27 protein-coding genes are annotated in these 21,941 nt (G+C 68.5%); 12 read left to right on the top strand and 15 right to left on the bottom strand.

Going from position 1 to position 21,941, the window contains the following annotated elements:
• Together secD and yajC are read right to left on the bottom strand one after the other, a co-directional pair.
• Positions 1–1,596, bottom strand: coding sequence for a protein translocase subunit SecD (gene secD, locus GVN21_RS06635; RefSeq protein WP_166573931.1), 1,596 nt, complete (start codon positions 1,594–1,596; stop codon positions 1–3).
• Positions 1,597–1,634: 38 nt separating this feature from the next.
• On the bottom strand, positions 1,635–1,931 hold the full coding sequence (yajC, locus tag GVN21_RS06640) for a preprotein translocase subunit YajC (RefSeq protein ID WP_346764224.1): 297 nt from the start codon (positions 1,929–1,931) through the stop codon (positions 1,635–1,637).
• A 158-nt stretch (positions 1,932–2,089) separates the two neighbouring features.
• On the opposite strand from yajC, the gene GVN21_RS06645 reads away from it, so the two are divergent.
• Positions 2,090–2,923, top strand: a complete 834-nt coding sequence (locus GVN21_RS06645) for an ATP-binding protein (RefSeq protein WP_166573932.1) — start codon at positions 2,090–2,092, stop codon at positions 2,921–2,923.
• Between the two features lie 39 nt (positions 2,924–2,962).
• Here GVN21_RS06645 and GVN21_RS06650 read toward each other — a convergent pair whose 3' ends face one another.
• The 13 genes from GVN21_RS06650 to GVN21_RS06710 all read right to left on the bottom strand — a co-directional run bounded on the left by GVN21_RS06650 (position 2,963) and on the right by GVN21_RS06710 (position 12,217).
• A complete protein-coding gene (locus tag GVN21_RS06650; RefSeq protein ID WP_166573933.1) occupies positions 2,963–4,498 on the bottom strand; it encodes a M23 family metallopeptidase in 1,536 nt (511 codons plus the stop codon).
• Positions 4,499–4,581: 83 nt separating this feature from the next.
• Positions 4,582–5,241, bottom strand: a complete 660-nt coding sequence (locus GVN21_RS06655; RefSeq protein WP_166573934.1) for a protein-L-isoaspartate(D-aspartate) O-methyltransferase — start codon at positions 5,239–5,241, stop codon at positions 4,582–4,584.
• Complete coding sequence (gene surE / locus GVN21_RS06660; protein WP_166573935.1) at positions 5,241–6,023, bottom strand: 5'/3'-nucleotidase SurE; 783 nt, start codon at positions 6,021–6,023, stop codon at positions 5,241–5,243. The genes GVN21_RS06655 and surE overlap by 1 nt, the downstream gene beginning before the upstream one ends.
• Complete coding sequence (serS, locus tag GVN21_RS06665) at positions 6,020–7,297, bottom strand: serine--tRNA ligase (protein ID WP_166573936.1); 1,278 nt, start codon at positions 7,295–7,297, stop codon at positions 6,020–6,022. Before serS ends, surE begins: the two co-directional genes overlap by 4 nt.
• Before the next feature lie 271 nt (positions 7,298–7,568).
• Positions 7,569–8,396 carry a 3-methyl-2-oxobutanoate hydroxymethyltransferase gene (panB, locus tag GVN21_RS06670; RefSeq protein ID WP_166573937.1) on the bottom strand — a complete coding sequence of 276 codons (828 nt, stop codon included), beginning with the start codon at positions 8,394–8,396 and terminating at the stop codon, positions 7,569–7,571.
• Positions 8,397–8,780 carry a hypothetical protein gene (locus GVN21_RS06675; RefSeq protein WP_166573938.1) on the bottom strand — a complete coding sequence of 128 codons (384 nt, stop codon included), beginning with the start codon at positions 8,778–8,780 and terminating at the stop codon, positions 8,397–8,399.
• On the bottom strand, positions 8,773–9,348 hold the full coding sequence (locus tag GVN21_RS06680) for an RNA polymerase sigma factor (RefSeq protein ID WP_166573939.1): 576 nt from the start codon (positions 9,346–9,348) through the stop codon (positions 8,773–8,775). The genes GVN21_RS06675 and GVN21_RS06680 overlap by 8 nt, the downstream gene beginning before the upstream one ends.
• A 25-nt stretch (positions 9,349–9,373) precedes the next feature.
• The gene (locus GVN21_RS06685; RefSeq protein ID WP_166573940.1) at positions 9,374–9,754 is read right to left on the bottom strand and encodes a DUF6249 domain-containing protein; all 381 of its coding nucleotides are present in this window, start codon (positions 9,752–9,754) and stop codon (positions 9,374–9,376) included.
• A 119-nt stretch (positions 9,755–9,873) separates the two neighbouring features.
• Entirely contained in the window at positions 9,874–10,161 is a 288-nt protein-coding gene (locus tag GVN21_RS06690; RefSeq protein WP_166573941.1) for a hypothetical protein, read from the bottom strand.
• On the bottom strand, positions 10,158–10,670 hold the full coding sequence (locus tag GVN21_RS06695; RefSeq protein WP_166573942.1) for an RNA polymerase sigma factor: 513 nt from the start codon (positions 10,668–10,670) through the stop codon (positions 10,158–10,160). Before GVN21_RS06695 ends, GVN21_RS06690 begins: the two co-directional genes overlap by 4 nt.
• The gene (locus GVN21_RS06700) at positions 10,670–11,113 is read right to left on the bottom strand and encodes a hypothetical protein (protein WP_166573943.1); all 444 of its coding nucleotides are present in this window, start codon (positions 11,111–11,113) and stop codon (positions 10,670–10,672) included. Before GVN21_RS06700 ends, GVN21_RS06695 begins: the two co-directional genes overlap by 1 nt.
• 98 nt (positions 11,114–11,211) lie before the next feature.
• Positions 11,212–11,814 carry a hypothetical protein gene (locus GVN21_RS06705; RefSeq protein WP_166573944.1) on the bottom strand — a complete coding sequence of 201 codons (603 nt, stop codon included), beginning with the start codon at positions 11,812–11,814 and terminating at the stop codon, positions 11,212–11,214.
• A 52-nt stretch (positions 11,815–11,866) separates the two neighbouring features.
• Entirely contained in the window at positions 11,867–12,217 is a 351-nt protein-coding gene (locus tag GVN21_RS06710; protein WP_166573945.1) for an ArsC family reductase, read from the bottom strand.
• Between the two features lie 111 nt (positions 12,218–12,328).
• Between GVN21_RS06710 and GVN21_RS06715 the strand changes: the two genes are divergently transcribed.
• The 11 genes from GVN21_RS06715 to GVN21_RS06765 all read left to right on the top strand — a co-directional run bounded on the left by GVN21_RS06715 (position 12,329) and on the right by GVN21_RS06765 (position 21,941).
• Positions 12,329–12,892, top strand: coding sequence for a transporter (locus tag GVN21_RS06715; protein ID WP_166573946.1), 564 nt, complete (start codon positions 12,329–12,331; stop codon positions 12,890–12,892).
• A 145-nt stretch (positions 12,893–13,037) separates the two neighbouring features.
• Positions 13,038–13,718 (top strand): TorF family putative porin, encoded by a 681-nt coding sequence (locus tag GVN21_RS06720; protein ID WP_166573947.1) that lies wholly within the window; start codon positions 13,038–13,040, stop codon positions 13,716–13,718.
• Positions 13,719–13,730: 12 nt separating this feature from the next.
• Positions 13,731–15,677 (top strand): methyl-accepting chemotaxis protein, encoded by a 1,947-nt coding sequence (locus tag GVN21_RS06725; protein ID WP_166573948.1) that lies wholly within the window; start codon positions 13,731–13,733, stop codon positions 15,675–15,677.
• Between the two features lie 2 nt (positions 15,678–15,679).
• Positions 15,680–15,952 (top strand): STAS domain-containing protein, encoded by a 273-nt coding sequence (locus GVN21_RS06730; RefSeq protein WP_166573949.1) that lies wholly within the window; start codon positions 15,680–15,682, stop codon positions 15,950–15,952.
• Positions 15,949–16,314, top strand: a complete 366-nt coding sequence (locus tag GVN21_RS06735; RefSeq protein ID WP_166573950.1) for a response regulator — start codon at positions 15,949–15,951, stop codon at positions 16,312–16,314. The genes GVN21_RS06730 and GVN21_RS06735 overlap by 4 nt, the downstream gene beginning before the upstream one ends.
• Positions 16,315–16,334: 20 nt before the next feature.
• A complete protein-coding gene (locus tag GVN21_RS06740) occupies positions 16,335–18,584 on the top strand; it encodes a chemotaxis protein CheA (protein WP_166573951.1) in 2,250 nt (749 codons plus the stop codon).
• Positions 18,585–18,587: 3 nt separating this feature from the next.
• Positions 18,588–19,055, top strand: coding sequence for a chemotaxis protein CheW (locus GVN21_RS06745; RefSeq protein WP_166573952.1), 468 nt, complete (start codon positions 18,588–18,590; stop codon positions 19,053–19,055).
• On the top strand, positions 19,052–19,933 hold the full coding sequence (locus GVN21_RS06750) for a protein-glutamate O-methyltransferase CheR (RefSeq protein WP_166573953.1): 882 nt from the start codon (positions 19,052–19,054) through the stop codon (positions 19,931–19,933). Before GVN21_RS06745 ends, GVN21_RS06750 begins: the two co-directional genes overlap by 4 nt.
• Positions 19,930–20,961: a chemotaxis response regulator protein-glutamate methylesterase gene (locus GVN21_RS06755; protein ID WP_166573954.1), complete on the top strand. Its 1,032-nt coding sequence runs from the start codon at positions 19,930–19,932 to the stop codon at positions 20,959–20,961. The genes GVN21_RS06750 and GVN21_RS06755 overlap by 4 nt, the downstream gene beginning before the upstream one ends.
• On the top strand, positions 20,962–21,351 hold the full coding sequence (locus GVN21_RS06760; RefSeq protein WP_166573955.1) for a response regulator: 390 nt from the start codon (positions 20,962–20,964) through the stop codon (positions 21,349–21,351). It begins immediately after the preceding gene.
• A complete protein-coding gene (locus GVN21_RS06765) occupies positions 21,348–21,941 on the top strand; it encodes a chemotaxis protein CheD (RefSeq protein WP_166573956.1) in 594 nt (197 codons plus the stop codon). The genes GVN21_RS06760 and GVN21_RS06765 overlap by 4 nt, the downstream gene beginning before the upstream one ends.

Here is a 21,941-nt window from a genome sequence, read left to right on the forward strand (position 1 = left end):
TCACGTAATCGGAAGTTTCTTGGGCCGCGCGACGCGGAACCAGAAGGCGAGCAACACCTGGGTTACCAGAACGGCGCTGAACACCGAGGTGAACACCCCGATGGCCAGGGTCCAGGCAAAACCCTTAACCGGCCCAGCCCCAAGGCTGAACATGATGAGCGAAGCGCCCAGGTGGGTGATGTTGGCGTCGAAAATGGTCAGCATGGCGCGGGAGAAGCCCGCGTCCGCCGCCGCAAGCGGCGTTCGCCCGGCCCTGATCTCATCCCGCATCCGCTCGTAGATCAGCACGTTGGCGTCGACCGCCACGGCCAGGGTCAGGATCAGGCCGGCGATCCCCGGCAGGGTCAGGGTGGCCTGGGTCATCGACATAGCCGCCACGATCATCATGCCGTTGACGACCAGGGCGATGACCGAAATGCCGCCGAACAGCAGGCCATAGGCCAGCACCATGAACACCAGCACCGAGACGAAGGCGATCATCGTCGAGATCAGGCCCGCGTCGACCGCCTCGGCGCCGAGGCTGGCGCTGACCGTCGACTGCTGCTCCACCTTCAGCGGCGCCGGCAGGGCGCCGGCGCGCAGCAGGATTGCCAGCTCGTTGGCGGTCTGAACGGTGAAGTTGCCGGTGATGATGCCCGAGCCGCCAGTGATGGCGCTGTTGATGTTCGGAGCCGAGATCACCTTGCCGTCCAGGATGATGGCGAACGGCTTGCCGATGTTGGCGCTGGTCACCGCGGCGAAGCGCCGGGCGCCCTCGCCGTTCATCCGGAATGAGACCACGATCTGGCCGGTCTGCGGGTCGGTGTCCTGGCGCGCGTCGGTCAGCATCTCGCCGGTCACATCGGCCCGCTTCTTGACCACATAGGCCGGGGCGTAGCGGTCCGTGCTGACCAGGATTTCAGAGCCGGCGGGCACGCCCTCGGCCTCGGCCTGCTGCAGGGAAACGCTTTCGTCGACCATCTGGAAGGTCAGCTTGGCCGTCTGACCGATCAGCGACTTGAGCTTCTCCGGATCGCTCTCACCGGCCGCCTGGACGACGATGCGGTTCTCGCCCTGGCGGTTGATCAGCGGCTCGCGGGTGCCCAGCTCGTCGACCCGGCGGGCGATGATGCCGATCGACTGCTCGACGGCGTTGGTCGAGACCTCGCGGATGGCTTCATCGGTGAAGTTGACCCGCACCTGGGCGCCATTGCGGCTGACGATCTTGTCAGCCGCGCCCGACTTGGTCGGCGAGATCAGCTGGCGGCTGATGATGCCCTGCACCTCGCCGGCGCGGCTGTCGTCCGGCAGGGTGACCAACACCCCGTCGCCGGCCACCGCGATGTTGGCGGTCTGGATACCGGCCTCGTTGGTCAGCCGCCGGACGTCCTCGACGAGGTTGGTGACCCGCTCCTTGCGCAGCGCCGAGGTCTCCACCTCCAGCAGCAGCTGTGAGCCGCCCTGCAGGTCCAGGCCCAGGTTCAGGCCCTTCTTGGGCAGGAACCCCGGCAGGCTGTCGCGCGCGCTCTGCGACAGCACGTTGGGCATGGCAAACAAAAGGCTGAGAAGCACCGCCGCAACAACGGCGATGATCTTCCAGCGGGACACAGTCATCATGTCTGGGTCGCTCCGAGGCGATCAGTCGAAAAGGGCGATCAGCTCTTGGCGTCGTTGGCGGGGGCGGGCTCGCCCTTGGCGCGGACCACTCCGATCATGGCCTTCACGACCTTGACGGTGACGCCTTGAGCGATCTCGACGCCGACCTCACGGTCCTCGACCCGCACGACCTTCCCGATCAGGCCGCTGTTCAGCTCGACCATGTCGCCACGCTTGATGTTGGCGACCATGTTGGCATGCTCCTTGGCGCGCTTCTGCTGCGGCCGCAGGATCATGAAATAGAAGAGCGGGATCAGCAGCAGGATCGGAAGGATATTCAGAAGATTGGGGTCCACGCTCTGGCTCCGGCAATAGCTCGTGGGCGCGGCCACACGGGCGCGCCTGTTTCAGGTCGGCGGAAACTAGGGCTTGACCCTGCGGTTTGCAATGAGCGGGGCGGAATGGGCCGGAGCCTGTGGCTTTTCGTCGTCACAAGCCGCTAGAACGGCGACCGATGAGCGACCTCACTCCCCTCCTCTCCCGCATCGCCGACGCCTTGGAACGCCTGGCCCCGGCGGCCCCGGCCGAGCCGGACTTCGGCGCGGCGAAGCTGTTCCGCCACGACCCGGCCCGCGCCGCCTTCCTGCCGGCGCCGGACTATCCGCTGCCGCTGGACCTGCTAGTCGGGGTGGATCGGCAGAAGGCGCGATTCGTCGAGAACCTGGACCGGTTCGCGCGCGGCCTGCCCACGAACCACGCCCTGCTGTGGGGCGTTCGGGGCACGGGCAAGAGCAGCCTGGCCAAGGCTGCCTTCATGGCCGCCGTTCCGGACCATCCGGATCTGAAGCTGGTCGAGGTCGATCGTGACGAGGTCACCGCCCTACCCGCCCTGTTCGACCTGCTGCGCGGCCGGGCTGAGCGGTTCGTTGTGCTGTGCGACGACCTGTCGTTCGAGGACGGGGCGGCGGCGGCCAAGGCGCTGAAGTCGGCCCTGGAGGGCGGGGTCGCCGGCCCGCCGGAGAACGTGCTGTTCGTGGCCACGTCCAACCGTCGCCACCTGATGCCCCGCGACCATGCCGAAGGCCGAGGCATGATCGCCGCCGCCGAGGACGCCGAGGAGGAGGTCAGCGTCTCCGACCGCTTCGGCCTGTGGGTTGGCTTCCCTCCGATGGACCAGCCGGCCTATCTGGACGCGGTGCGAGCCTATGCCGACCGGTTCGGGCTGGCGGCGAAGGACCTGGACCGCCGCGCCCTGCAATGGGCCCAGATGCGCGGCTCGCGATCCGGGCGGGTAGCGTGGCAGTTCATCCGCGATCTGGCGGGTGAGTTGGAAAAGGCGCTTCCGTAACCCGTGCCCTCCCCCGCTGGCGGGGGAGGATGCAGAGCTCTACCGCGGCAGGACCAGTTGCGGATCGATGGCCTTCGCCTTGAAGCGCGGCGAAGGCGAGTGGCGAACCTCGAAGTGGAGCTGCGGGCGCGGGGCGTCGCCGGACTGGCCGACCAGGCCGATCTGCTGGCCCTTGGTGACCCGCTGCTGCATCTTCACGTCGGCTCGTTGCAGGTGCCCATAGACGGTGACCCAGCCGTCGGCGTGCTGGATCAGCACCGTGACGCCGAAGGTGGGCACATCGCCGCCCGAATAGACCACCACACCGTCGGCCGCGGCGCGCACCGGCGTGCCGGCCGCGGCGCCAATATCGACGCCGTCATTGCGGCTGCTGACGCCCTTGGGGCCGTAGCCGGACAGTACGGAGCCCCGAACCGGCCAATCGAACCGGCCGGCCGCCATCCGGGTGTAGTCGCCATCGGTGTAGGTCGGCGGACGGTCGTCCTGCAGCGGCGGCGGACGGGTGGCCGGCGGCGGCGTGACCGGGGTGTTGGTCGGCGGCTTGGCCAGCGGCGGGGTGACGGGCCGGGTCGCTGGCGGCGTGGCCGGCCTGGTCTCCGGCGGACGCGGCTGCGGCTGCGGCTGCGGCTTCGTGACCGGCGGGGTCGTGGGCCTGGTCTCCGGCGGGCGGCTCACGGGCGGCGCGGGGCGAGTCTCGGGCGAAGGCGTGGTGACCACCGGCGGCGGCGCCGGGCGGCTTTCCGGCGGGGGGGTGTAGACCGGGGGTGTCGGGCGCGGGGCGGGCCGGACCGGAGCCGGATCCTGCACCGTCACGGTCACCGTCTTCTTGACCGGACCGCTGTCCTTGTAGCCCTGCGGCAGGCGCAGCTTCTGGCCCAGGCGGATCGGGTCATCGACGTCGATGTCGTTCTCTTCGGCAAGGGCCTTGGCCGAGACGCCGAACCGGCGGGCAATGGCGTAGAGGGTGTCGCCGCTGCTGACCACATAGGCCTTGCCCTTGCTGGCCGGGCCCTTCAGCACCTGGCCGGGCTTCAGAAGGTAGGGCTCTTTCAGATTGTTATCGGCGGCCAGCTGCTTGCGGGTGGTGCCGAGTTCGCGGGCCACCGCGTCCAGGCCCTGGCCGGACTTCACGGTGTGGGTCTTGGGCTTGCCGCCGACGTCGACTACCTTGCCGCTGACGCTGGTCACCGTGCGGGTCTCGGTGCGCGGGGGCGGCGGGGGCAGGTATTCAGGCTCAGGCGGAGCGCTTTCCTCCTGGCGCGGCGGCTGGATCTGGGCCACCTCGATCCGGCCAGGCGCCCCGACGGGCGCCAGGGAAGCGACCTCTACCCCTTCCGACGGGGCGGCCTCGGGGGCGGGATCAGCCTCTGAGTTGTCATACAGGTCAGGGCCCGGCTGGGCGTCGCCCTCGCGGCGGGTCGGATAGGCCGGACGCGGCATCTCGACGGGCTGCAGACCCTCCCCGCGCGGGGCTCCCTCGACCACCGGATAGCGGGGCGTCGGCGCGGTGGCGCAGGCGGCAAGCACCGCGGTCGAGGCGGCAATGAGGAGGGCGCGGGTAAGGACTTGGGGCATCGCCGTTTCCAATCGGTTTAGCCGCACACACCTGCGGTGATGCGCGTTAAGCTCGCGTTAAGCACACGAAGACGCCGGAGATTTCAGAGCTCCCGGGCGACGCCGTCCAGCAGGGGGACGAAGCGCACGTCGCACAGGGTTTCCTTCAGAAAGCCGCCCGCCCCGTCTCCCGCATAGCGGATCAGTTGCTGAACCGGCCCCTTGCCCACCGGCGCCACCAGAACCCCGTCCGGTTTCAGTTGCGCAAGCAGTCTTGTCGGTTCTTCCGGCGCCGCCGCCGTGACCATAATGCGGTCAAAAGGCGCCTGCTCGGCCCAGCCTTCCCCGCCGTCGCCGAACTTGGTGATTATGTTGGTGAGTTCCAGTTTCCTGAACCGGTCCTCCGCATCCTTCATCAGGGTGCGGTAGCGCTCGACGGTGTAGACCAGCCGCGACAGCCGGCTGAGGATCGCGGCCTGGTAGCCGCTGCCGGTGCCGATCTCCAGGACGCGCGAGCGGCGGTCCAGGGTCAGGGCCTGGCTCATCAATCCGACGATGTAGGGCTGGCTGATCGTCTGCCCGCAGGCGATCGGCAGGGCTGAGTCCTCCCATGACCGGTCCTTGAACAGGTCGGGGGTGAACAGCTCGCGCGGCGTCTTCTCGATCGCGCCCAGCACCTTCAGGTCGGTGACGCCCTGCTCGCGCAGCGCCAGGATCAGCCTGGCGCGATCCTCTCCCTCGTGTTCGGACGGCGTCTTGGACATCAGGCTTTCGGCGGCGCCCCGCCCAGTAGCCCCTTGAGGGCGTGGACGGTCTCGTTGTGGGTCAGGTCGATGTGCAGCGGGGTAACCGAAATGCGGCCTTCGTAGGTCGCGCGCAGGTCGGTGCCCTCCGGCGGGTTGGAGAGCTGGCCGGAGAAACCCATCCAATAGTAGTCCCGGCCGCGCAGGTCGGTGCGCCGCTCGGCCTGGCGGATGTGCATGTCGCGGAAGCCCTGGCGGGTCACCTCCACCGCGGTCACCTCTTCCGGCGGCCGCGAGGGGAAGTTGACGTTCATGATCACGTCCTTGGGCCAGCCGATTTCCAGCAGACGTTTCACGATCCCCGGGCCGTAGGCCTCGGCGGTCTCCCAATAGGCCTTCACCTCGCCATGGAAGGCCAGCATCGATTGCGACAGCGCGATCGAGGGGATGCCCAGCGCCATCCCCTCGATGGCCCCGGCCACCGTGCCTGACATGGTCACGTCCTCGGCGATGTTCTGGCCCCGGTTGACCCCCGACAGCACCAGGTCCGGCGGCGCCCCCTCGACCAGGTTGCGGATGCCCAACATCACGCAATCTGTCGGTGTACCGGTCACCGCCCACTTCCGCTCGCCCACTTTGCGCACCCGCAGCGGATCGGCCAGGGTCAGCGCCCGGCTGGCCCCCGACTGCTCATACTCCGGCGCCACAACCCAGACGTCGTCCGTCAGGGCGCGGGCGATGTTCTCTAGTGCGACGAGCCCCTCGGCATGGATGCCGTCATCATTGGTGAGGAGAATTCTCATGCCGCCTCGATATGCTTGAGGCCGCCCATATAGGGCTGCAGCACCTCGGGGATGGCGATCCGGCCGGCCTCGTCCTGGTAGTTCTCCATCACGGCCACCAGGGTACGGCCCACCGCCAGGCCCGATCCGTTCAGGGTGTGGACGAACCGCGTGCCCTTCTCCCCGGCCTTCTTGGTTCGGGCGTCCATCCGCCGGGCCTGGAAGTCCCCGCAGTTGGAGCAGCTGGAAATCTCACGATAGGTGTTCTGCGACGGCAGCCAGACCTCCAGGTCATAGGTCTTCCTCGCCGTGAACCCCATGTCGCCGGTGCACAGCAGCATAGTCCGGAACGAAAGGCCGAGCTTTTTCAAAATGCCCTCGGCGCACTCGACCATCCGCTGGTGCTCGTTCTCAGACTCTTCCGGCGTGGTGATCGAAACCAGTTCGACCTTCTGGAACTGATGCTGCCGGATCATCCCCCGCGTATCCCGCCCACTGGCGCCGGCCTCCGAGCGGAAACACTGGGTCAGGGCGGTGAGGCGGAGCGGCAGTTCCTCCTCGGCGACGATCTGCTCGCGGACCAGGTTTGTCAGTGACACCTCGGCCGTCGGGATCAGGTAGAGCCCGTCGTTGGTGCGGAACAGGTCTTCCTCGAACTTGGGCAGCTGACCGGTGCCGAACAGGGCATGGTCGCGCACCATCACCGGCGGGCTGACCTCGGTGTAGCCGTTCTCAGTCGTCTGGACGTCAAGCATGAACTGGCCCAGCGCCCGTTCCAGCCGGGCGATGCCCGATTTCAGCACCACGAACCGCGACCCGCTCATCCGCGCCGCCGCCTCGAAGTCCATGCCGCCCAGCGCCGCGCCCAGGTCGACGTGGTCCCGCGCCTGGTTAAGCCGCACCGGCTCCCCATGTCGCCGCTGCTCGACATTGCCCGTCTCGTCCTCTCCGGCCGGCACGATGGCGTCGGGAATGTTGGGCAGCCGGGCCAGCAGGTCGCGCAACTCACCTCCGACCTGGGCCTCTATCTCTCCTTGCGCCGCCATCTCGGCCTTCAGGCTCTCGACCTCGGCCATCAGCTGGGCCGCTCCGGCCTCGTCCTTCTTGGCCTTGGCCTGGCCGATCAGCTTGGACGCCTCATTCCGCCGGCTCTGCGCCGCCTGCAACGCCGTGGTCGCCGCCCGCGCCCGCTCGTCCAGCGCCAGGATCTCCGGCGTCTGGGCGGACATCCCACGCGCGCTCCAGCCGGCGTCGAAGGCGGCGGGATTGTCGCGGATGGCTCGGATGTCGTGCATGGGTCTGTTGGCCGGGGTGGGGAAGGCGATCTGTCTAGTGTGCGTTGGGGACGGGATAAAGCCCTTCCCATCCCCGGAAAGCGATCGCGTGCGACGGTGGCGTGTCGGGGACAGGTACTCCGGGAAACAGCGGCGCGAACCTGCTAGCGATGGAGATGCGGAGAACCAGTCCCCGGCGCCGGCCTGGGGACTGGTTCTCCGCGCCCCAGGGCTTCAAGGCGCGATGACTGCCGAACGGAGTACCTGTCCCCGACAGTCCACAGTTCGCGCCTCACCCCTTTTTCGAGAAGTACGTCTCCGCCTCGCCCGGGAACGTCCGCGCCTTCACGTCTGCGGCGTATTTCGCCGCCGCCTCGCCGATCTCGCCGCGCAGGTCGGCGTACCGGCGCACGAACTTCGGCGTCCAGTCGAACAGCCCCAGCATGTCGTCAGTGACCAGGATCTGGCCGTCGCACCCGGCGCTCGCGCCAATCCCGATGGTCGGCGGCGCGATGGCTGCGGTGATGTCCCGCGCCAGCCCCTCAGCCACTCCTTCGACCACCACGGCGAAGGCGCCGGCGTCGGCGGTCGCCCTCGCCTCTTGCAGGATCTTCGCCCGGCCGTCCTCGTCACGGCCCTTGGCCTTGAAGCCGCCGTCGACCAGAACCGCCTGGGGACGCAGCCCCACATGGCCCATCACCGGGATGCCCCGCTGGACCATGTAGTGGATGGTCTCCGGCACCGTCGGGCCGCTCTCGACCTTCACCGCCTGGGCGCCGGTCTCCTTCATGATCCGCGCGGCGTTGGCGTAGGCCTCCTCGCGGCTGCCCTCGTAGCTGCCGAACGGCATGTCGACGACCACCATCGCCCGCCGCGCCCCCCGCATCACCGCCTGGCCGTGCAGGATCATCATCTCCATGGTCACGCCCACGGTGTTGGGCAGGCCATGGACCACCATCCCGACACTGTCGCCGACCAGCAGCAGGTCGCAGTGCGCATCCAGCACCTCGGCCACCGGCGCGGTGTAGGCGGTCAGGCAGACAATGGGCTCGCCGCCCTTGCGGGCGGCGATGTCCGGCGCCGCCAGGCGCCGGACCGCGTCGTTACGATGCGAGGACAACTAGAACTCCTGGGTGGCCCGGGTAATCGCGAAGCCGACGGCCATAACACCCAGGGCCGCCGTCATCCACAGCACTTCCGGACTGACCGGCAGAGCGCCCAGGGCGCCGCCGACGTTCATCACCTCGCCGAAGGCCTTGCTCATGGCCTGAGTCTGCGCGGTCACCTCGCTGCCGGCCGCCTGCAGAAACAGTCCAGCGCCCATCATCTGCCCGACCCCGACCAGACCGGCGACCAGGCCGGCCCCGCCGATCATGACGCGACGCAGCGACCAGCCCCGCTCAAGCCGGGCCTCCACCTGACGGGCGAAGAGCTCGGCGTCCTTGAAGTGCGGCGGCTCGGCAAACAGCCGGTCCAGTCGCGTTTCGAACTCGAGATCAGACATGACCTTGCCTTTCCGCATCGCGCCCCGCGCCTTCAGCAGGCGCAAGTCGGAGCCGGAGCTTATCCAAACCACGTTTGACATGAGACTTCACCGTCCCCAAGGGGGCTCCGATGGTTTCCGCCGCCTCGGCGTGAGATAGGCCGGCGCCGTAGCAAAGCGACACACACAAACGCTCCTGTTCGGACAGGCTCTTCATGGCCTCGTCCAGATCGATACGGCTGACGGTCGAAACCTCGCCGCCGTGGCCCTCGTCGTCCTGCTCGACCTCGTCGGTCATCCGGCTGTCCTTGCGCCACTTGCGCACATAGAGCCGGGCGGCGATCCGCTTCACCCAGGCGGCGAAGGTGCCTTCGCCCCGGAATTCCGCGATCCGCTCGAAGGCGGTCAGGAAGGCGTCCTGGGCGATGTCGTCGGCCGTCGAGGGCTGGGCGCCCATCCGGCGGAGCAGGCCGCGGACGGCCGAGCCGTGCCGACGCACCAGTTCCCCGAAGGCCGCCCGGTCGCCCGCCGCCGCGAGGGCGGCGAGCTCGACATCGTGCAGTCCTGTTACAGCCCTTGACTGGGCCATGGTGAAAACTCCCCCTGCGACCGGCTTAAGACCGGTTGCCCTTGTTGGGGTTGAAGAAGCTGAGGACGACGTAGGCCAGGCCGATGATCACCGGGATGGCGCCAATGCCCAGCATCGGATGGAGAGCGCCGTCGGCCTCATAGCTGATCAGATAGCCCATCACCCCAATCCCGAGGCCGATAGCGATCCAGATGATGCCGGCGCGGATATCGCTCAACGCGGTCGGGGCGGTCTTAACGTTCTTGGTCATCGCGTCGATGATTTCCTGCGGAACGTCCTGGCCGCGGTCGATGGCCGCGCGGAGGGTCGATTGCATCTCGCTGCGCTCACGGCTCTTCAGCCAGCCGGGAACGAGGACGATCGCCGCGATCATCGCGAAGAACGCCAGAGGGATGAGGATTTCCATGATGTCAGTCTCTCTTCTTTGGGCCGGTCGGCGCCGCGCGATTGCGTGCGCCCTATGACCATGAGAGGCGCCGGGGCCCCCGAACGGATGCGGCCGGACGCATGAAATCTCCGTAACCCTCAGGCAGGGCGGAAAATTCTTTCGCCGAGGGCCAGCAGGCTGAATGTCACCGCCAGGACCGCAACCCCCGTCCCCAGGCTCTGCGCCGCCGGCTCCAGCGCGGTGGCCAGCACCGGGGCGGCCGCCCACAGGGCCAGGGCGCCGACCAGGGCGAAGCCGCCCAGGGTCATCAGCGAGCGCACGAATGCTTGGCGGGCCACCCGCTGCATCACGGCCGCGTCGAAGGCCGGCTCGACCGCCGGGCGGGCGGCGGTGAGGAAGGCGGCGATCCGGTCGTCGGGGCTCATGCGCTCTCTCCCAGGCTGGCCAGCAGTCTATCGCGTCCGCGCGCCACATGCGACTTCACCGTGCCGAGCGGCAGGCCCAGGGTGCTGGCCGCCTCCTCATGGGTCCAGCCCTCCCCCAGGCACAGGGTCACCGCCGCCCGCTGGTCCGGCGCCAGCCCAGCCAAGGCCGCCTCCAGAGACAGCCGGTCCTCGGCCCCGATCCCTTCGGCCGGCGCCGCTTCCGCCACCCATTCCCCGTCCCGCCGGGCCGACCGCACTGCCGATCGGCCCGCGGTCTGGGCCTTTCGCCAGGCGATGCCGAACAGCCAGGACCGGAACCTGGCGTCGTCCCGCAACCGGTCCAGGCTGGACCAGGCGGTAACCAGCGCCTCCTGGGCGATGTCGTCGGCCTCCGCCCAACCGTGCGCCCGGCGCAGAAAGCCGCGCAGGGCTGGTCCGTGCAGCGCGACCAGTCTCGCGAAGGCGGCCTGAGATCCCTCTCGGGCCGCCCTCACCAGAGCGGCGTCCATCAGTCACGCCGGCTCGTCAACGCGGTGACCAGGGACGCCAGGCACAGGGCGCCCATGACGAAGGTGACGATCACGAAGGCCTCGCCGGCCCCGTAGATGTCGGTGGCGGCGGCAAAGCCGAACCCGGCCGCCATCACCCCGAACAGCACCACCTGGTACCAGCGCCCCTCGCGGCGGCGATAGGACCGGTAGCGCCGGCGGGCGGCGCGGCGGTCCTCGCCGTAATCCTCGTCCTCCTCGCCGGAGTCGTCGGGATCGAGCGACCGGCTCTTAAGCCTGGCCATCAATTCCGGCGGCGGATCGCGGCCTTGATCTGCGTAGGTCTTGATCAGGTCCAGGGTGTCGCGGTGGCGCCGATAGCGCATGTACTGATCGAACGCCGCGTAGATGAAGTAGCCGATGGGAAACAGCAACCACCAGTAGGATCGGAACAGGTCTTCCAAGGTCTTGCCCTCCAGCCCGCGGCGATCATCGCGCGGTTTCGAGAGGTAGTCGCCACCGAAGACGTCCCCGGATGCAGGGGCTCGAAACTTTTTTCCCGCTATCCGACGCGATCGGCGGGCCCGCCCTTGTTCACCGGCCGCGAATAGGTCTCCGGCCGCTTCTCCCCCGCCTTCTCCTTGATGGAGGCGATCTGGGCGGTGAAGTAGGGGGCCTCGCCCTCGCGCTTGAGGTAGGCGTCGAATTCCTCGAGCAGTTCGATGGCGTCCTTGGTCTGGCCCTTGCGGACCAGCTGGTTGGCCAGGCTGCCACGCACGTCGACCAGCCTCGGCACGATCTCCAGCGCCTTGAGGTTGGCCCGGATCGCCCCGTCAAGGTCGCCGATCGCGTCCAGGCTGACCGCATAGTTGGCGTAGAGGTCGTAGGTCACCACACCCAGTTCCTCGGCCTTCTGATAGAAGTGGATGGATTCCTTGTGGTGGCCGGCGCGGGTGCGGGCGATGGCCAGCCGGGCGTTCACTGTCGGGTCGTTCGGATAGGTCTTCAGATAGCCGTTGTAGTTCGCCCCGGCGCAGTTCCAGTCACCCTCTCCGAAGCAGCGGTTGCCCTCCTCCAGGCTGGCCGGCTGCGGCGGCGCGGCCTTCTCGCAGGCGACGGCCAACAGGGACAGCGCCCCGACCAGAACCAGATCCCGAACCCGCATCGCGCGCCCTCCCCTTCGGCCAGCCATGGCTAGCACAGCCGGCGCGGCGTCGTCACTTGCCCAGAGCAGCGGCGTATTGCTCCGGCTTGAACCCGACCAGAAGGGGCCCGGCCCCCTCGACCACCGGGCGCTTGATCATTGAGGGGCTGGCCGCCATCAGGGCGATCGCCTTGGCCTCATCGATATCCCGCTTGTCGGAGTCGGGCAGCGCCCGAAAGGTGGTCCCGGCCTTGTTGAGCAGCACCTTCCAGCCGACCTGACCGGCCCAGGCCTTCAGCTTCGCCGCCGTCACCCCCTGCGCCTTGTAGTCATGGAAGTCGTAGCCGATCCCCTGCGCCTCCAGCCATTTGCGGGCTTTGGCGACCGTATCGCAGTTTTTGATGCCGTACATGGTCAGGGTCATTGGGCTGCCTCTCGCCTTGCAAAACAGGCACGCAGATAGCGGCCTCGAAGATTCCCTTCCATCCTCGTTACGGCGCTGCAACCGGTCAGCGGCTCGCGTCGTTCTTCGGACATGAGGCTGTTCGTTCCCGCCCTGCTTGTCGTCTCGGCCACCGCAGCCATGCCGGCGGCGGCGCAGCAACTAAGCGATCCTTCGCTCGACAGCCTGCGCCAGCGACCGATCGACGGGCGGCTGGAACCGCGTCTGCGCGACCCTGGCGCCCAGGACGGCTGGGCGGCCGCCGACGAGCCCCCTTCGATCCGCATCAAGGCGCCAGACAAGCGATCTGAATGGGATCTGTCGGCCAGCACCCGCTTCGTGGAGGAAACCCGCGCCAACGCCATCGACTTCCAGACCCCCGGCCTGTTCGAGGCCGAAGGCGCGGTGGTGCGGCGGGTCGGAGATTTCCGGGTCGGGGCGGTCGGCTACACGGCGCGCACGGTCGGCGACAAGGCCGGCCGAGGCCCGCGCCTGGGGCCGATGAAGTGGCAGGGCAACGCGGTCGGTCCCATCGTCGGCTATGACACCTCGGTGGTCGGCAAGCCCGCCACAATCTCCCTGCGCTGGTATCGCGAGATCGACGCGCCCGGGGAGGACGGCAACACTGTTTCGGCCTCCTTCGCGGTTCGGTTCTAGATTTGACACAACTCACGCTGGGCTGTGCCAATTGTCGCAGGGGGCCAAAATCGGCCCAAGCGGCGTCTGACGCCACCGTCAGTTAACTAAGCGGCAAGCCAAACCGGCGTCTAGGTCAAGGCTCAACCTGGGGCCGATTAGAAACATGAATTACCGCTATCTCGCAGTCGTGCTGGCAGCCGGCTGCGTCACCGCATCTCCCTCGGTCGCGGGCGAATTTTCCGGCAAGGTCGGCCTGGCCAGCCAATACCTGGGCAAGGGGCTGGGCAAGAGCGACGAGGAACCGGCGCTGTTGGGTTCGGTGCGCTACACCGCCGACAGCGGCCTCTATGCGGACGCCTTCATCTCCCAGGCCGCGTCCAGCCGCGGCGCCGACGCCGAGTTGATCCTGGCTACCGGCTTCGAAGCCGAGGCCGGCGGGTTCGAGTTCGACAGCCAGTTGATGTACCGGGAAATGCTCGGCGAAACCAACGGCGTCGACAGTGGCTACTTCGAACTGCAAGGCGACGCCTCCCGCAAGTTCGGGAAGATTTTCAGCGCCCGCCTCCGCGTTAACTACTCGCCTGACACCTACGGCTACGGCGACGAGGCCTGGTGGGTCGAGGCCCAGGGCGGCCTGAAAGCAGGCGAAGCCGGGCAGATCACCGCAGCCTATGCGGTGCGCCGCATCGAGGGCGGCGCGGACTACGACGCCTGGAATATCGGCTACCGCCACAAGTTCACCAAGGCCTTCGGCGGCGACCTGCGCTGGTACGACACCGATGCGCATTCGCTCGGCGAGCGGTACGAAGGCCGCCTCGTCGCCGCCCTCACCTACAGCTTCTAAGGAGGGGGACCCATGAGCCTCGCGGACTGGACCATCGCCCGAAAAGTCGGTGCGGCGTTCACCGGTGTGGTGGCGATCGTCGCCGCGACCGGCGCCTTCACCGTCTACCAGGTCAACAACATCAGCGTCCTCAACAAGAGCCTTGAGGGCGCCTGGAACGAGGACATCGCTCTGCGCCGGGCCGAGTTCTACCTCGCCCGCCAGGAAAACAGCCTGCGTGGCTACATCCTGAGCCAGGACGCCTACTACCTTGAACGGCTGAACGCCCACCGGGCGAACTTCAAGAAGCAGCTGACGGTCATCGAGAGCAATGCCGGCGGCGACGCCGCTCAGCTGCAGCGTATCGCCGACACCGCCCAGGCCGCCGACGGCTGGCACACCGGCGTCGTCCAGCGCGTCGACGGCATGATTCAGTCTGGCGGGGTCGCCGACGCTATCGCCCTGGTCGGCCGGGATGGCGAGGCCGACGGCCTGATGGAGAAGGCCGAGAACAATCTGGACGTCCTGACCAAGGCCACCGACGGCCGCATCGCCGCCGAGCGCAAGGAGTTCGCCGATCTGATCGGCCTGACCGTCGCCCTGGCCATTGTCGGGGTCCTGTTGGCCGCCGCCCTGGCAGCCTTCGCCGGCCTGTTGCTGGCGCGGACCATCAGCCGGCCGGTTCGCGGCCTGACCTCGGTCATGGAACGGTTGGCGGTGGGTGATCTGTCGGTCGATATCGCCTCCGCTCGTCGGGGCGACGAGATCGGCGCCATGAGCCGCGCGGTTCAGGTGTTCAAAGACAATGCCGTGGCCCTGAAGACCGCCTCCGCGGACAAGGACCGCATGGAAGGCGACGCGCGACTGTCCCGCGAACGCACCGAGGCCGACCGCGCCCGCGCCGCCGCCGAACTGGCGGCCGTTGTCGAGGAGACCGGCGTCGCCCTCTCCGCCCTCTCCGAAGGCGACCTCAGCCACCGCATCCACGCCGACTTCCCCGGCGAATACCGCCGCCTGAAGGACGACTTCAACCTGGCCATGGGCCGGCTGGAAGAGGCGATGAGCGTGATCACCGCCAACGCCACGGCCATGCAGTCCGGCGTCGGCGAGATCAGCCAGGCCGCCGACGACCTGTCCCGCCGCACCGAACAGCAGGCCGCGACTCTTGAAGAGACCGCCGCCGCCCTGGAAGAGATCACCGCCACGGTGAAGAAGACCGCCGAGGGCGCGCAACAGGCCAACAGCGTGGTCACCGGCGCCAAGGCCGACGCCGAGCAGAGCGGCGTGGTCGTCTCCAATGCCGTCGCCGCCATGGGCGAGATCGAGCGCTCCGCCGACCAGATCAGCCAGATCATCGGCGTGATCGACGAAATCGCCTTCCAGACCAACCTTCTGGCCCTCAACGCAGGGGTGGAGGCGGCCCGCGCCGGCGACGCCGGCAAGGGCTTCGCGGTCGTCGCCCAGGAAGTGCGGGCCCTGGCCCAGCGCTCCGCCGAGGCGGCCAAGGAGATCAAAGCCCTGATCACCGCGTCCAGCCAGCAGGTCGGCCAGGGTGTGCAGCTGGTCGGCCAGACCGGCGAGGCCCTGCGCCGCATCGTCGAGCGGGTGGCCGAGATCACCGGTCTGGTCTCCGAGATCACCGCCTCGACCCAGGAACAGGCCACCGGCCTCTCCCAGGTCAACATCGCGGTCAACCAGATGGACCAGGCCACCCAGCAGAACGCGGCCATGGTCGAGCAGTCCACCGCCGCCAGCCACGCCCTGTCCCAGGAAGCGCTGGAGCTGGTCCGCCTGGTCGCCCGCTTCCGCACCAGCGGCGCTGCTCCGGTGGCGAGGGCGGCTCCCGTCGCCGCCCCGATCGTCGCCACGCCGGCGCCGACCGCAGCCAACAGCTTCCGCAACCGCTATTCCGCCCCTGCCCTCAAGACCACCCAACAGGTTCGCGCCGCCCCGGTGGACGACAGCTGGGAGGAGTTCTGACCATGAGCGCCCGTAGCTACACCCTCCCCCCCGTCATCGATCCCGCCTCGGTCGGCGCCCTGCGCACCGATCTTCTGGCCCTGCGCGGCGAGGACCTGATCGTCGAGGGCGACGCGGTCCAGCGCATCGGGGGCCTGGGGCTGCAGGTGCTGATTTCCGCCCAGCGGACCTGGGCCGCCGACGGCCACACACTCAGCCTTAACCAACCTTCCCCCTCACTCATCGAGATGCTGCGCCTTACCGGCGCGGCCCAGCTGCCGGAGTTCAACTCATGAGCCTCACCGTCCTGACGGTCGATGACTCCCGAACCATGCGCGACATGCTGATGCTCGCCCTGAAGGACGCCGGCTTCGACGTCGTTCAGGCCGTCGACGGCGTCCATGGCCTGGAAGTGCTCGACCAGAGCAGCCCGCAGGTGATCATCACCGACATCAACATGCCCCGCATGGACGGCTTCGGCTTCATCGAGGGCGTGCGGCGCGACAACCGCCACCGCGGTGTGCCGATCCTGGTGCTGACCACCGAGAGCGACCCCAGCAAGAAGGACCGCGCCCGCCAGGCCGGGGCCACGGGCTGGATCGTAAAGCCGTTCAGCCCCGCCAAGCTGGTTGAAGCCATCCGCCGCGTCGCCGCCTAACCCAAAGCCTCGAGGCCCCCGTGGATCCGCTCGAACAGATCAAGATCACCTTCTTCCAGGAATGCCAGGAGCTGCTGGCCGACCTGGAGGCCGGGCTGATGGCGTTGGAGGCCGGCGAGGCCGACGAAGACACCATCAACGCGGTGTTCCGCGCCGTGCATTCGGTGAAGGGCGGGGCCGGCGCCTTCGGCATGGAGGATCTGGTCCAGTTCGCCCATGTGTTTGAGACCACCCTGGACGATACCCGCGCCGGCCGCCTGGATGCCGACGACCACGTCATCAAGGTGATGCTGCGAGCCTCCGACATGCTGGCCGACCTAGTTACCGCCGCCCAGGGTGACGGCGCGGCCGACCTGGCGCGGGCTGAAGTCATCGCTCAGGAACTGGCCGCTCTTGGCCATACCCCCACCGGGGCCGACGCGGAGCCGGAGAGCGACATCCCCGGACTGGATTTCACGCCGCTGCCCGCGTTCGTCGCAGAGGCCGCGTCGGCGATCGACGAGCCCATCGCCGATGAGCTGGGCTTCACGCCGATGCGCGTCATCCTGGACGAGCCCCCGGCGCCCCCCGCCGGCAGAGGCTGGCGCATCCAGCTGACCCCTGCGGCGGACATGTACGCCAAGGCCAACGACGTCACCCCGCTCCTGCGTGAGCTGGAGCGTCTCGGCCCCTGCCTGACCAGCCTCGACGCCGCCGGCGTTCCGAACCTCACCGCGCTCGACGCCGAAGGCGCCTACCTCAGCTGGACGGTCGAACTGGCCGCCGACGTCGCCCGCGACCAGGTCGCCGAGGCCTTCGAATTCGTCGAGGGCGATTGCGTCCTCAGCATCGAGCCGCTCGACACGCCCCCTGCCGTGGCGATCGAGGCGCCGCTCGACCTTGAGGCCCTCCTGGCCGAGGCCCGTGCCCCCGTTCCGCCCACCCCGGAGGACGAGATCCAGGCGGTAATCGACGAGGTGGTGCCGGCCATTCCGGTGAATGTCTCCCCGCCCCCCGTCGCCGCCTCGCCGCTCGCCGCCTCGCCGGCCGCCCAGGCCACGGCCGACGCCAGCGGCGCCTCCACCGCCCAGGCCACCATCCGCGTCGACCTGGAGCGGGTCGACCGGCTGATCAACCTGGTCGGCGAGCTGGTGATCAACCAGGCCATGCTGACCCAGCGGGTGGCCGAGTCCGGCATCGCCCGCTCCTCCAACGTCTCGGTCGGCCTCGACGAGCTGGAACAGCTGACGCGCGAGATCCAGGACAGTGTCATGGCCATCCGGGCCCAGCCGGTGAAGTCCGTGTTCCAGCGCATCCCGCGCCTGGTCCGCGAGATCGCCGCCAGCACCGGCAAGCAGGTCCGCTTGGTCACTGAAGGCGAGGGCACCGAAGTCGACAAGACCGTCATCGAGCGGCTCAGCGACCCGATCACCCATATGATCCGCAACGCCATCGACCACGGACTGGAATCCACGGCCAAGCGCCTGGAGGCCGGCAAGCCGGAAGAGGGCGTGGTCAAGCTGGCCGCCCTGCACCGGTCGGGCCGCATCGTCATTGAGGTGTCGGACGACGGCGCCGGCATCAACCGCTCCCGCGTGCGCCAGATCGCCATTGACAAGGGCCTGATCGACCCGGAAGCGGCGCTGACCGACGACGAAGTCGACAACCTGATCTTCCTGCCTGGCTTCTCCACGGCGGCGACCGTGTCCAACATCTCCGGCCGCGGGGTCGGGATGGACGTGGTCCGCCGGTCGATCCAGGCGCTGGGCGGCCGCATCTCGATCAGCTCGACGCCCGGCAAGGGCTCGACCTTCACCATGAGCCTGCCGCTGACCCTGGCGGTGCTCGATGGCATGGTGGTCAGCGTCGGCGAACAGACCCTGGTCACCCCGCTGACCGCCATCATCGAGACCCTGCAACCCAAGGCCGCCGACGTCCGCACCCTGGGCCCCACCAGCCGCGTCATCGCGGTGCGCGACGCCTATGTGCCGCTGATCGACATCGGCGCCGTCCTCGGCTGGCGCACCGAGGCGCCCGACCCCTGCGAGGGCGTCTGCCTGCTGGTCGAGAACGAGGGAGGCGGCCGCGCCGCCCTGCTGGTCGACGCCATCCAGGGCCAGCGCCAGGTGGTCATCAAGAGCCTGGAAGCCAACTACCAGCAGGTCGCCGGCATCGCCGCCGCGACCATCCTGGGCGACGGCCGGGTCGCCCTGATCCTCGACGTCGATGCCGTAATCGCCATGCGCGGCAAGGCCGCCAACCCCGTTTCCACTCTGGCCCTCGCGAGCTGAACCATGATCGAAGCCGTCACCAACGCCAGCGAACCGCGACGCGAACTGGTCTCCTTCCGGGCCGGGGACCAGGAATACTGCGTGGACATCATGGCCGTCCGCGAGATCCGCGGCTGGACCCCCTCCACCACCCTGCCCCAGAGCCCGCCCTACGTCTGCGGAGTGATCAATCTGCGCGGGGCGGTGCTGCCGATCATCGACTTCAACTGCCGCCTGGGCCGTGACCCCGTCGAGCCCTCCGCCCGCCATGTGATCATCGTGACGCATATCGGCGCCAGGCTCGTGGGCCTGCTGGTCGATGCGGTGTCGGACATCCTGACGGTGACCAACGACTCCATCCAGCCCACGCCCGACGTCGCCTGCGACACCGTCCGCAGCTTCGTGCGCGGCATCCTGGCCATCGACGGTCGGATGATCAGCCTGGTTGCCCTGGACCGCATCCTGCCCGAACTGGAAGCTGAAGCCGCATGACGGGCGCAGCCGCCATCCAGGTTCCCGCCAGCCCGGCCGGTCGCGCCCGCCTCGACGCGCCGGCGCACCTGAGCGACCAGGACTTCCGCCGCATCGCGGCCATCCTGCACGAGGACTCCGGCATCCACCTGTCGCCCGGGAAGACCAGCCTGGTCTATTCCCGGCTGGCCAAGCGCCTGCGCGCGCTGGGGCTCGAGAACTTCCGCGACTACTGTGACCTGGTCAGCAGCGACGAGGGCGCCCAGGAGCGCCAGACCATGCTGTCGGCGCTGACCACCAACGTCACCCACTTCTTCCGCGAGATGCACCACTTCATCGACCTGGGTCAGCAGTTGCGCGGCGGTTGGATCGACCGGGTCAAGGCGGGCGGGCGCCTGCGCATCTGGTCGGCCGGCTGTTCGTCTGGCGAAGAGCCCTACTCCATCGCCATGGCCGTGCTTGCGGCCTTTCCGGACGCGGCCAAGCATGACGTCCGCATCCTGGCCACCGACATCGACCCGATCATCGTCCAGAAGGGCCGCAACGGCGTCTATCCCGCCAAGAACGCCGAGTCCGTGCCCCCGGCGATGCGCGACCGCTTCCTGGTCCGCCATGGCCAGGACGAGGTCGCCGTGTCTGACCAAGTGCGCCAGCTGGTCGCCTTCCGCGAGCTGAACCTGATGGCCCAATGGCCGATGAAGGGTCGGTTCGACGCCATCTTCTGCCGCAACGTGGCGATCTACTTCGAGGAAGAGACCCAGGAGCGGCTGTGGGCGCGCTACGCGCCGCTCCTCAACAGCGATGGCCGCCTCTACGTGGGCCATTCGGAACGGGTCAACGATCGCCAGTTCGTCACCGCCGGCCTGACCGCCTACCGCCTTGCGAACGGTGTGGCATGAGCCGGGTGCGCGTCCTCGTCGTCGATGATTCCGCCACCATGCGGGGGCTGATCTCCGCCAGCCTGCGCCGGGATCCGGAGATCGAGGTGGTCGGCTCGGCCGGCGATCCGTTGGAGGCGCGCGCGGCCATCAAGGCCCTCGACCCGGATGTCATTACCCTGGACGTCGAGATGCCGAACATGAACGGCATCGACTTCCTGGAGCGGCTGATGAGGCTGCGCCCCATGCCGGTGGTGATGGTCTCCACCCTCACCCAGCGCGGCGCCGAGATCACCCTGGAGGCGCTGGAGATCGGCGCCGTCGACTGTGTCGGCAAGCCGGTTGGCGCCCATGCCGGCGACGGCTTCGACCGGCTGGCGGAGAAGGTCAAGGCCGCCGCCCGCGCCCGCGTCCGCACCACGGGCGACCGCCAGCCGACCGCCACCCGCCGCGACTTCCGCGGCGGCGAGGGCATGCTGGTGGCGCTGGGCGCCTCAACCGGCGGGGTCGAGGCCCTGATCACCGTGCTGAGCGCCTTCCCGGCCAACTGCCCGCCGACGGTGATCACCCAACATATGCCGGCCAACTTCACCACCAGCTTCGCCGCCCGCCTGGACCGCATCTGCGCCCCGAAGGTGCAGGAGGCCCATGACGGCGCCCCGCTGTCCGAAGGGATGGTCTACCTGGCCCCCGGCGGCGAACGGCACCTGAAGGTCGCCGGCCATCGCCACCTGACCTGTCAGCTGGTCGCCGAAGATCCTGTCAGCGGCCACCGCCCCTCAGTGGACGTCCTGTTCCATTCCGTCGCCGCGACCGGCCGCCCGGCCGTCGGCGCCATCCTGACCGGCATGGGCAAGGACGGCGCCGACGGGCTGCTGGCCATGCGCCAGGCCGGCGCCCGAACCTTCGGCCAGGACGAGGCCAGCTGCGTCGTCTACGGCATGCCCCGCGCCGCCTACGGCCTCGGCGCCGTCGAACGCGAGGCCCCGTTGGATGCAATCGGGGGGCTTATCCTGGACGCCTGTGAATCCCTGTCGAGGGTCAATTAGATGCCTGCTCCCGCTTCCATTTCCACCCTCATCGTCGATGATCAGATGACCATGCGGGCCCTGGTCCGCGCCGCCTTGAATCAGATCGGCATCACCGAAATCCGCGAGGCGCCCGATGGCGAGGCCGGCTTGCGCAGCCTTGTCTCCAGTCCGGCCAATCTGGTGATCAGCGACTACAACATGCCGAAGCTGGACGGCCTTGGCCTGCTGCGGGCCGTGCGCTCCTACGCGCCGCTGAAGAACACTGCTTTCATCATGCTGACCGGCCGGGCCGACATCGACCTGGTGGCCCGCGCGCGCCAGTTCGGGGTCAACAACTACCTCGTCAAGCCGTTCACCACCCAGACGCTGAAGCAGAAGATCAGCGAAGTCTTCGGTCCCCTCGGATGAACATGCTCGCGGACGAGAAACATCATATCGTTCAGGGCGAGTATTTCGTCAGCGAGGATCCGCGCGCGGTCGTCTCCACCATTCTCGGGTCCTGCGTCGCCGCCTGCATGCGCGATCCGGTGGCCGGCGTCGGGGGCATGAACCACTTCCTCCTGCCCGGCGAAGGCGCCGGCCAGGAGGGCCTGCGCTACGGCGCCTATGCGATGGAACTGCTGGTCAACGGCCTGCTCCAGCGGGGCGCGCGGCGTGAGCGGCTTGAGGCCAAGCTGTTCGGCGGCGGCCGACTGCTCAAGGGCCTGACCGACATCGGGCTTCAGAACGCCGAGTTCGCCGAGCGCTTCCTGCAGGACGAAGGCATCGCCTATGGCGGTGGCAGTCTGCGTGGGGATCACGCCCGCCGCATCCAGTTCTGGCCGGTCAGCGGCCGGGTGCGTCAGCAGAAGCTGGTCGGCGACGCCACTGCCTTCGCCGCCGAGAGCCGTCCCCGCGAGCGCCGGGCGGCGCAGGAGGACATCGAACTGTTCGACGACTTCGGCGCCGGACGGCGCCCGGCGGCCCGTGAAACAGGCAATGATCTGGAACTGTTCTGA

Source organism: Caulobacter sp. SLTY, assembly GCF_009905535.1.
GTDB lineage: Bacteria > Pseudomonadota > Alphaproteobacteria > Caulobacterales > Caulobacteraceae > Caulobacter.

Bases quoted from the DNA above. Each gene is read 5' to 3' on its own strand.
- GVN21_RS06705 (WP_166573944.1), bottom strand. From the start codon at position 11,814: ATGCGGGTTCGGGATCTGGTTCTGGTCGGGGCGCTGTCCCTGTTGGCC.
- GVN21_RS06750 (WP_166573953.1), top strand. From the start codon at position 19,052: ATGACGGGCGCAGCCGCCATCCAGGTTCCCGCCAGCCCGGCCGGTCGC.
- GVN21_RS06720 (WP_166573947.1), top strand. From the start codon at position 13,038: ATGAATTACCGCTATCTCGCAGTCGTGCTGGCAGCCGGCTGCGTCACC.
- GVN21_RS06760 (WP_166573955.1), top strand. From the start codon at position 20,962: ATGCCTGCTCCCGCTTCCATTTCCACCCTCATCGTCGATGATCAGATG.
- GVN21_RS06745 (WP_166573952.1), top strand. From the start codon at position 18,588: ATGATCGAAGCCGTCACCAACGCCAGCGAACCGCGACGCGAACTGGTC.
- GVN21_RS06675 (WP_166573938.1), bottom strand. From the start codon at position 8,780: ATGTCTGATCTCGAGTTCGAAACGCGACTGGACCGGCTGTTTGCCGAG.
- GVN21_RS06755 (WP_166573954.1), top strand. From the start codon at position 19,930: ATGAGCCGGGTGCGCGTCCTCGTCGTCGATGATTCCGCCACCATGCGG.
- GVN21_RS06695 (WP_166573942.1), bottom strand. From the start codon at position 10,670: ATGGACGCCGCTCTGGTGAGGGCGGCCCGAGAGGGATCTCAGGCCGCC.
- GVN21_RS06710 (WP_166573945.1), bottom strand. From the start codon at position 12,217: ATGACCCTGACCATGTACGGCATCAAAAACTGCGATACGGTCGCCAAA.
- secD (WP_166573931.1), bottom strand. From the start codon at position 1,596: ATGATGACTGTGTCCCGCTGGAAGATCATCGCCGTTGTTGCGGCGGTG.
- GVN21_RS06690 (WP_166573941.1), bottom strand. From the start codon at position 10,161: ATGAGCCCCGACGACCGGATCGCCGCCTTCCTCACCGCCGCCCGCCCG.
- GVN21_RS06730 (WP_166573949.1), top strand. From the start codon at position 15,680: ATGAGCGCCCGTAGCTACACCCTCCCCCCCGTCATCGATCCCGCCTCG.
- GVN21_RS06765 (WP_166573956.1), top strand. From the start codon at position 21,348: ATGAACATGCTCGCGGACGAGAAACATCATATCGTTCAGGGCGAGTAT.
- GVN21_RS06655 (WP_166573934.1), bottom strand. From the start codon at position 5,241: ATGTCCAAGACGCCGTCCGAACACGAGGGAGAGGATCGCGCCAGGCTG.
- GVN21_RS06715 (WP_166573946.1), top strand. From the start codon at position 12,329: ATGAGGCTGTTCGTTCCCGCCCTGCTTGTCGTCTCGGCCACCGCAGCC.
- GVN21_RS06735 (WP_166573950.1), top strand. From the start codon at position 15,949: ATGAGCCTCACCGTCCTGACGGTCGATGACTCCCGAACCATGCGCGAC.
- GVN21_RS06685 (WP_166573940.1), bottom strand. From the start codon at position 9,754: ATGGAAATCCTCATCCCTCTGGCGTTCTTCGCGATGATCGCGGCGATC.
- serS (WP_166573936.1), bottom strand. From the start codon at position 7,297: ATGCACGACATCCGAGCCATCCGCGACAATCCCGCCGCCTTCGACGCC.
- surE (WP_166573935.1), bottom strand. From the start codon at position 6,023: ATGAGAATTCTCCTCACCAATGATGACGGCATCCATGCCGAGGGGCTC.
- GVN21_RS06645 (WP_166573932.1), top strand. From the start codon at position 2,090: ATGAGCGACCTCACTCCCCTCCTCTCCCGCATCGCCGACGCCTTGGAA.
- GVN21_RS06725 (WP_166573948.1), top strand. From the start codon at position 13,731: ATGAGCCTCGCGGACTGGACCATCGCCCGAAAAGTCGGTGCGGCGTTC.
- GVN21_RS06680 (WP_166573939.1), bottom strand. From the start codon at position 9,348: ATGGCCCAGTCAAGGGCTGTAACAGGACTGCACGATGTCGAGCTCGCC.
- GVN21_RS06650 (WP_166573933.1), bottom strand. From the start codon at position 4,498: ATGCCCCAAGTCCTTACCCGCGCCCTCCTCATTGCCGCCTCGACCGCG.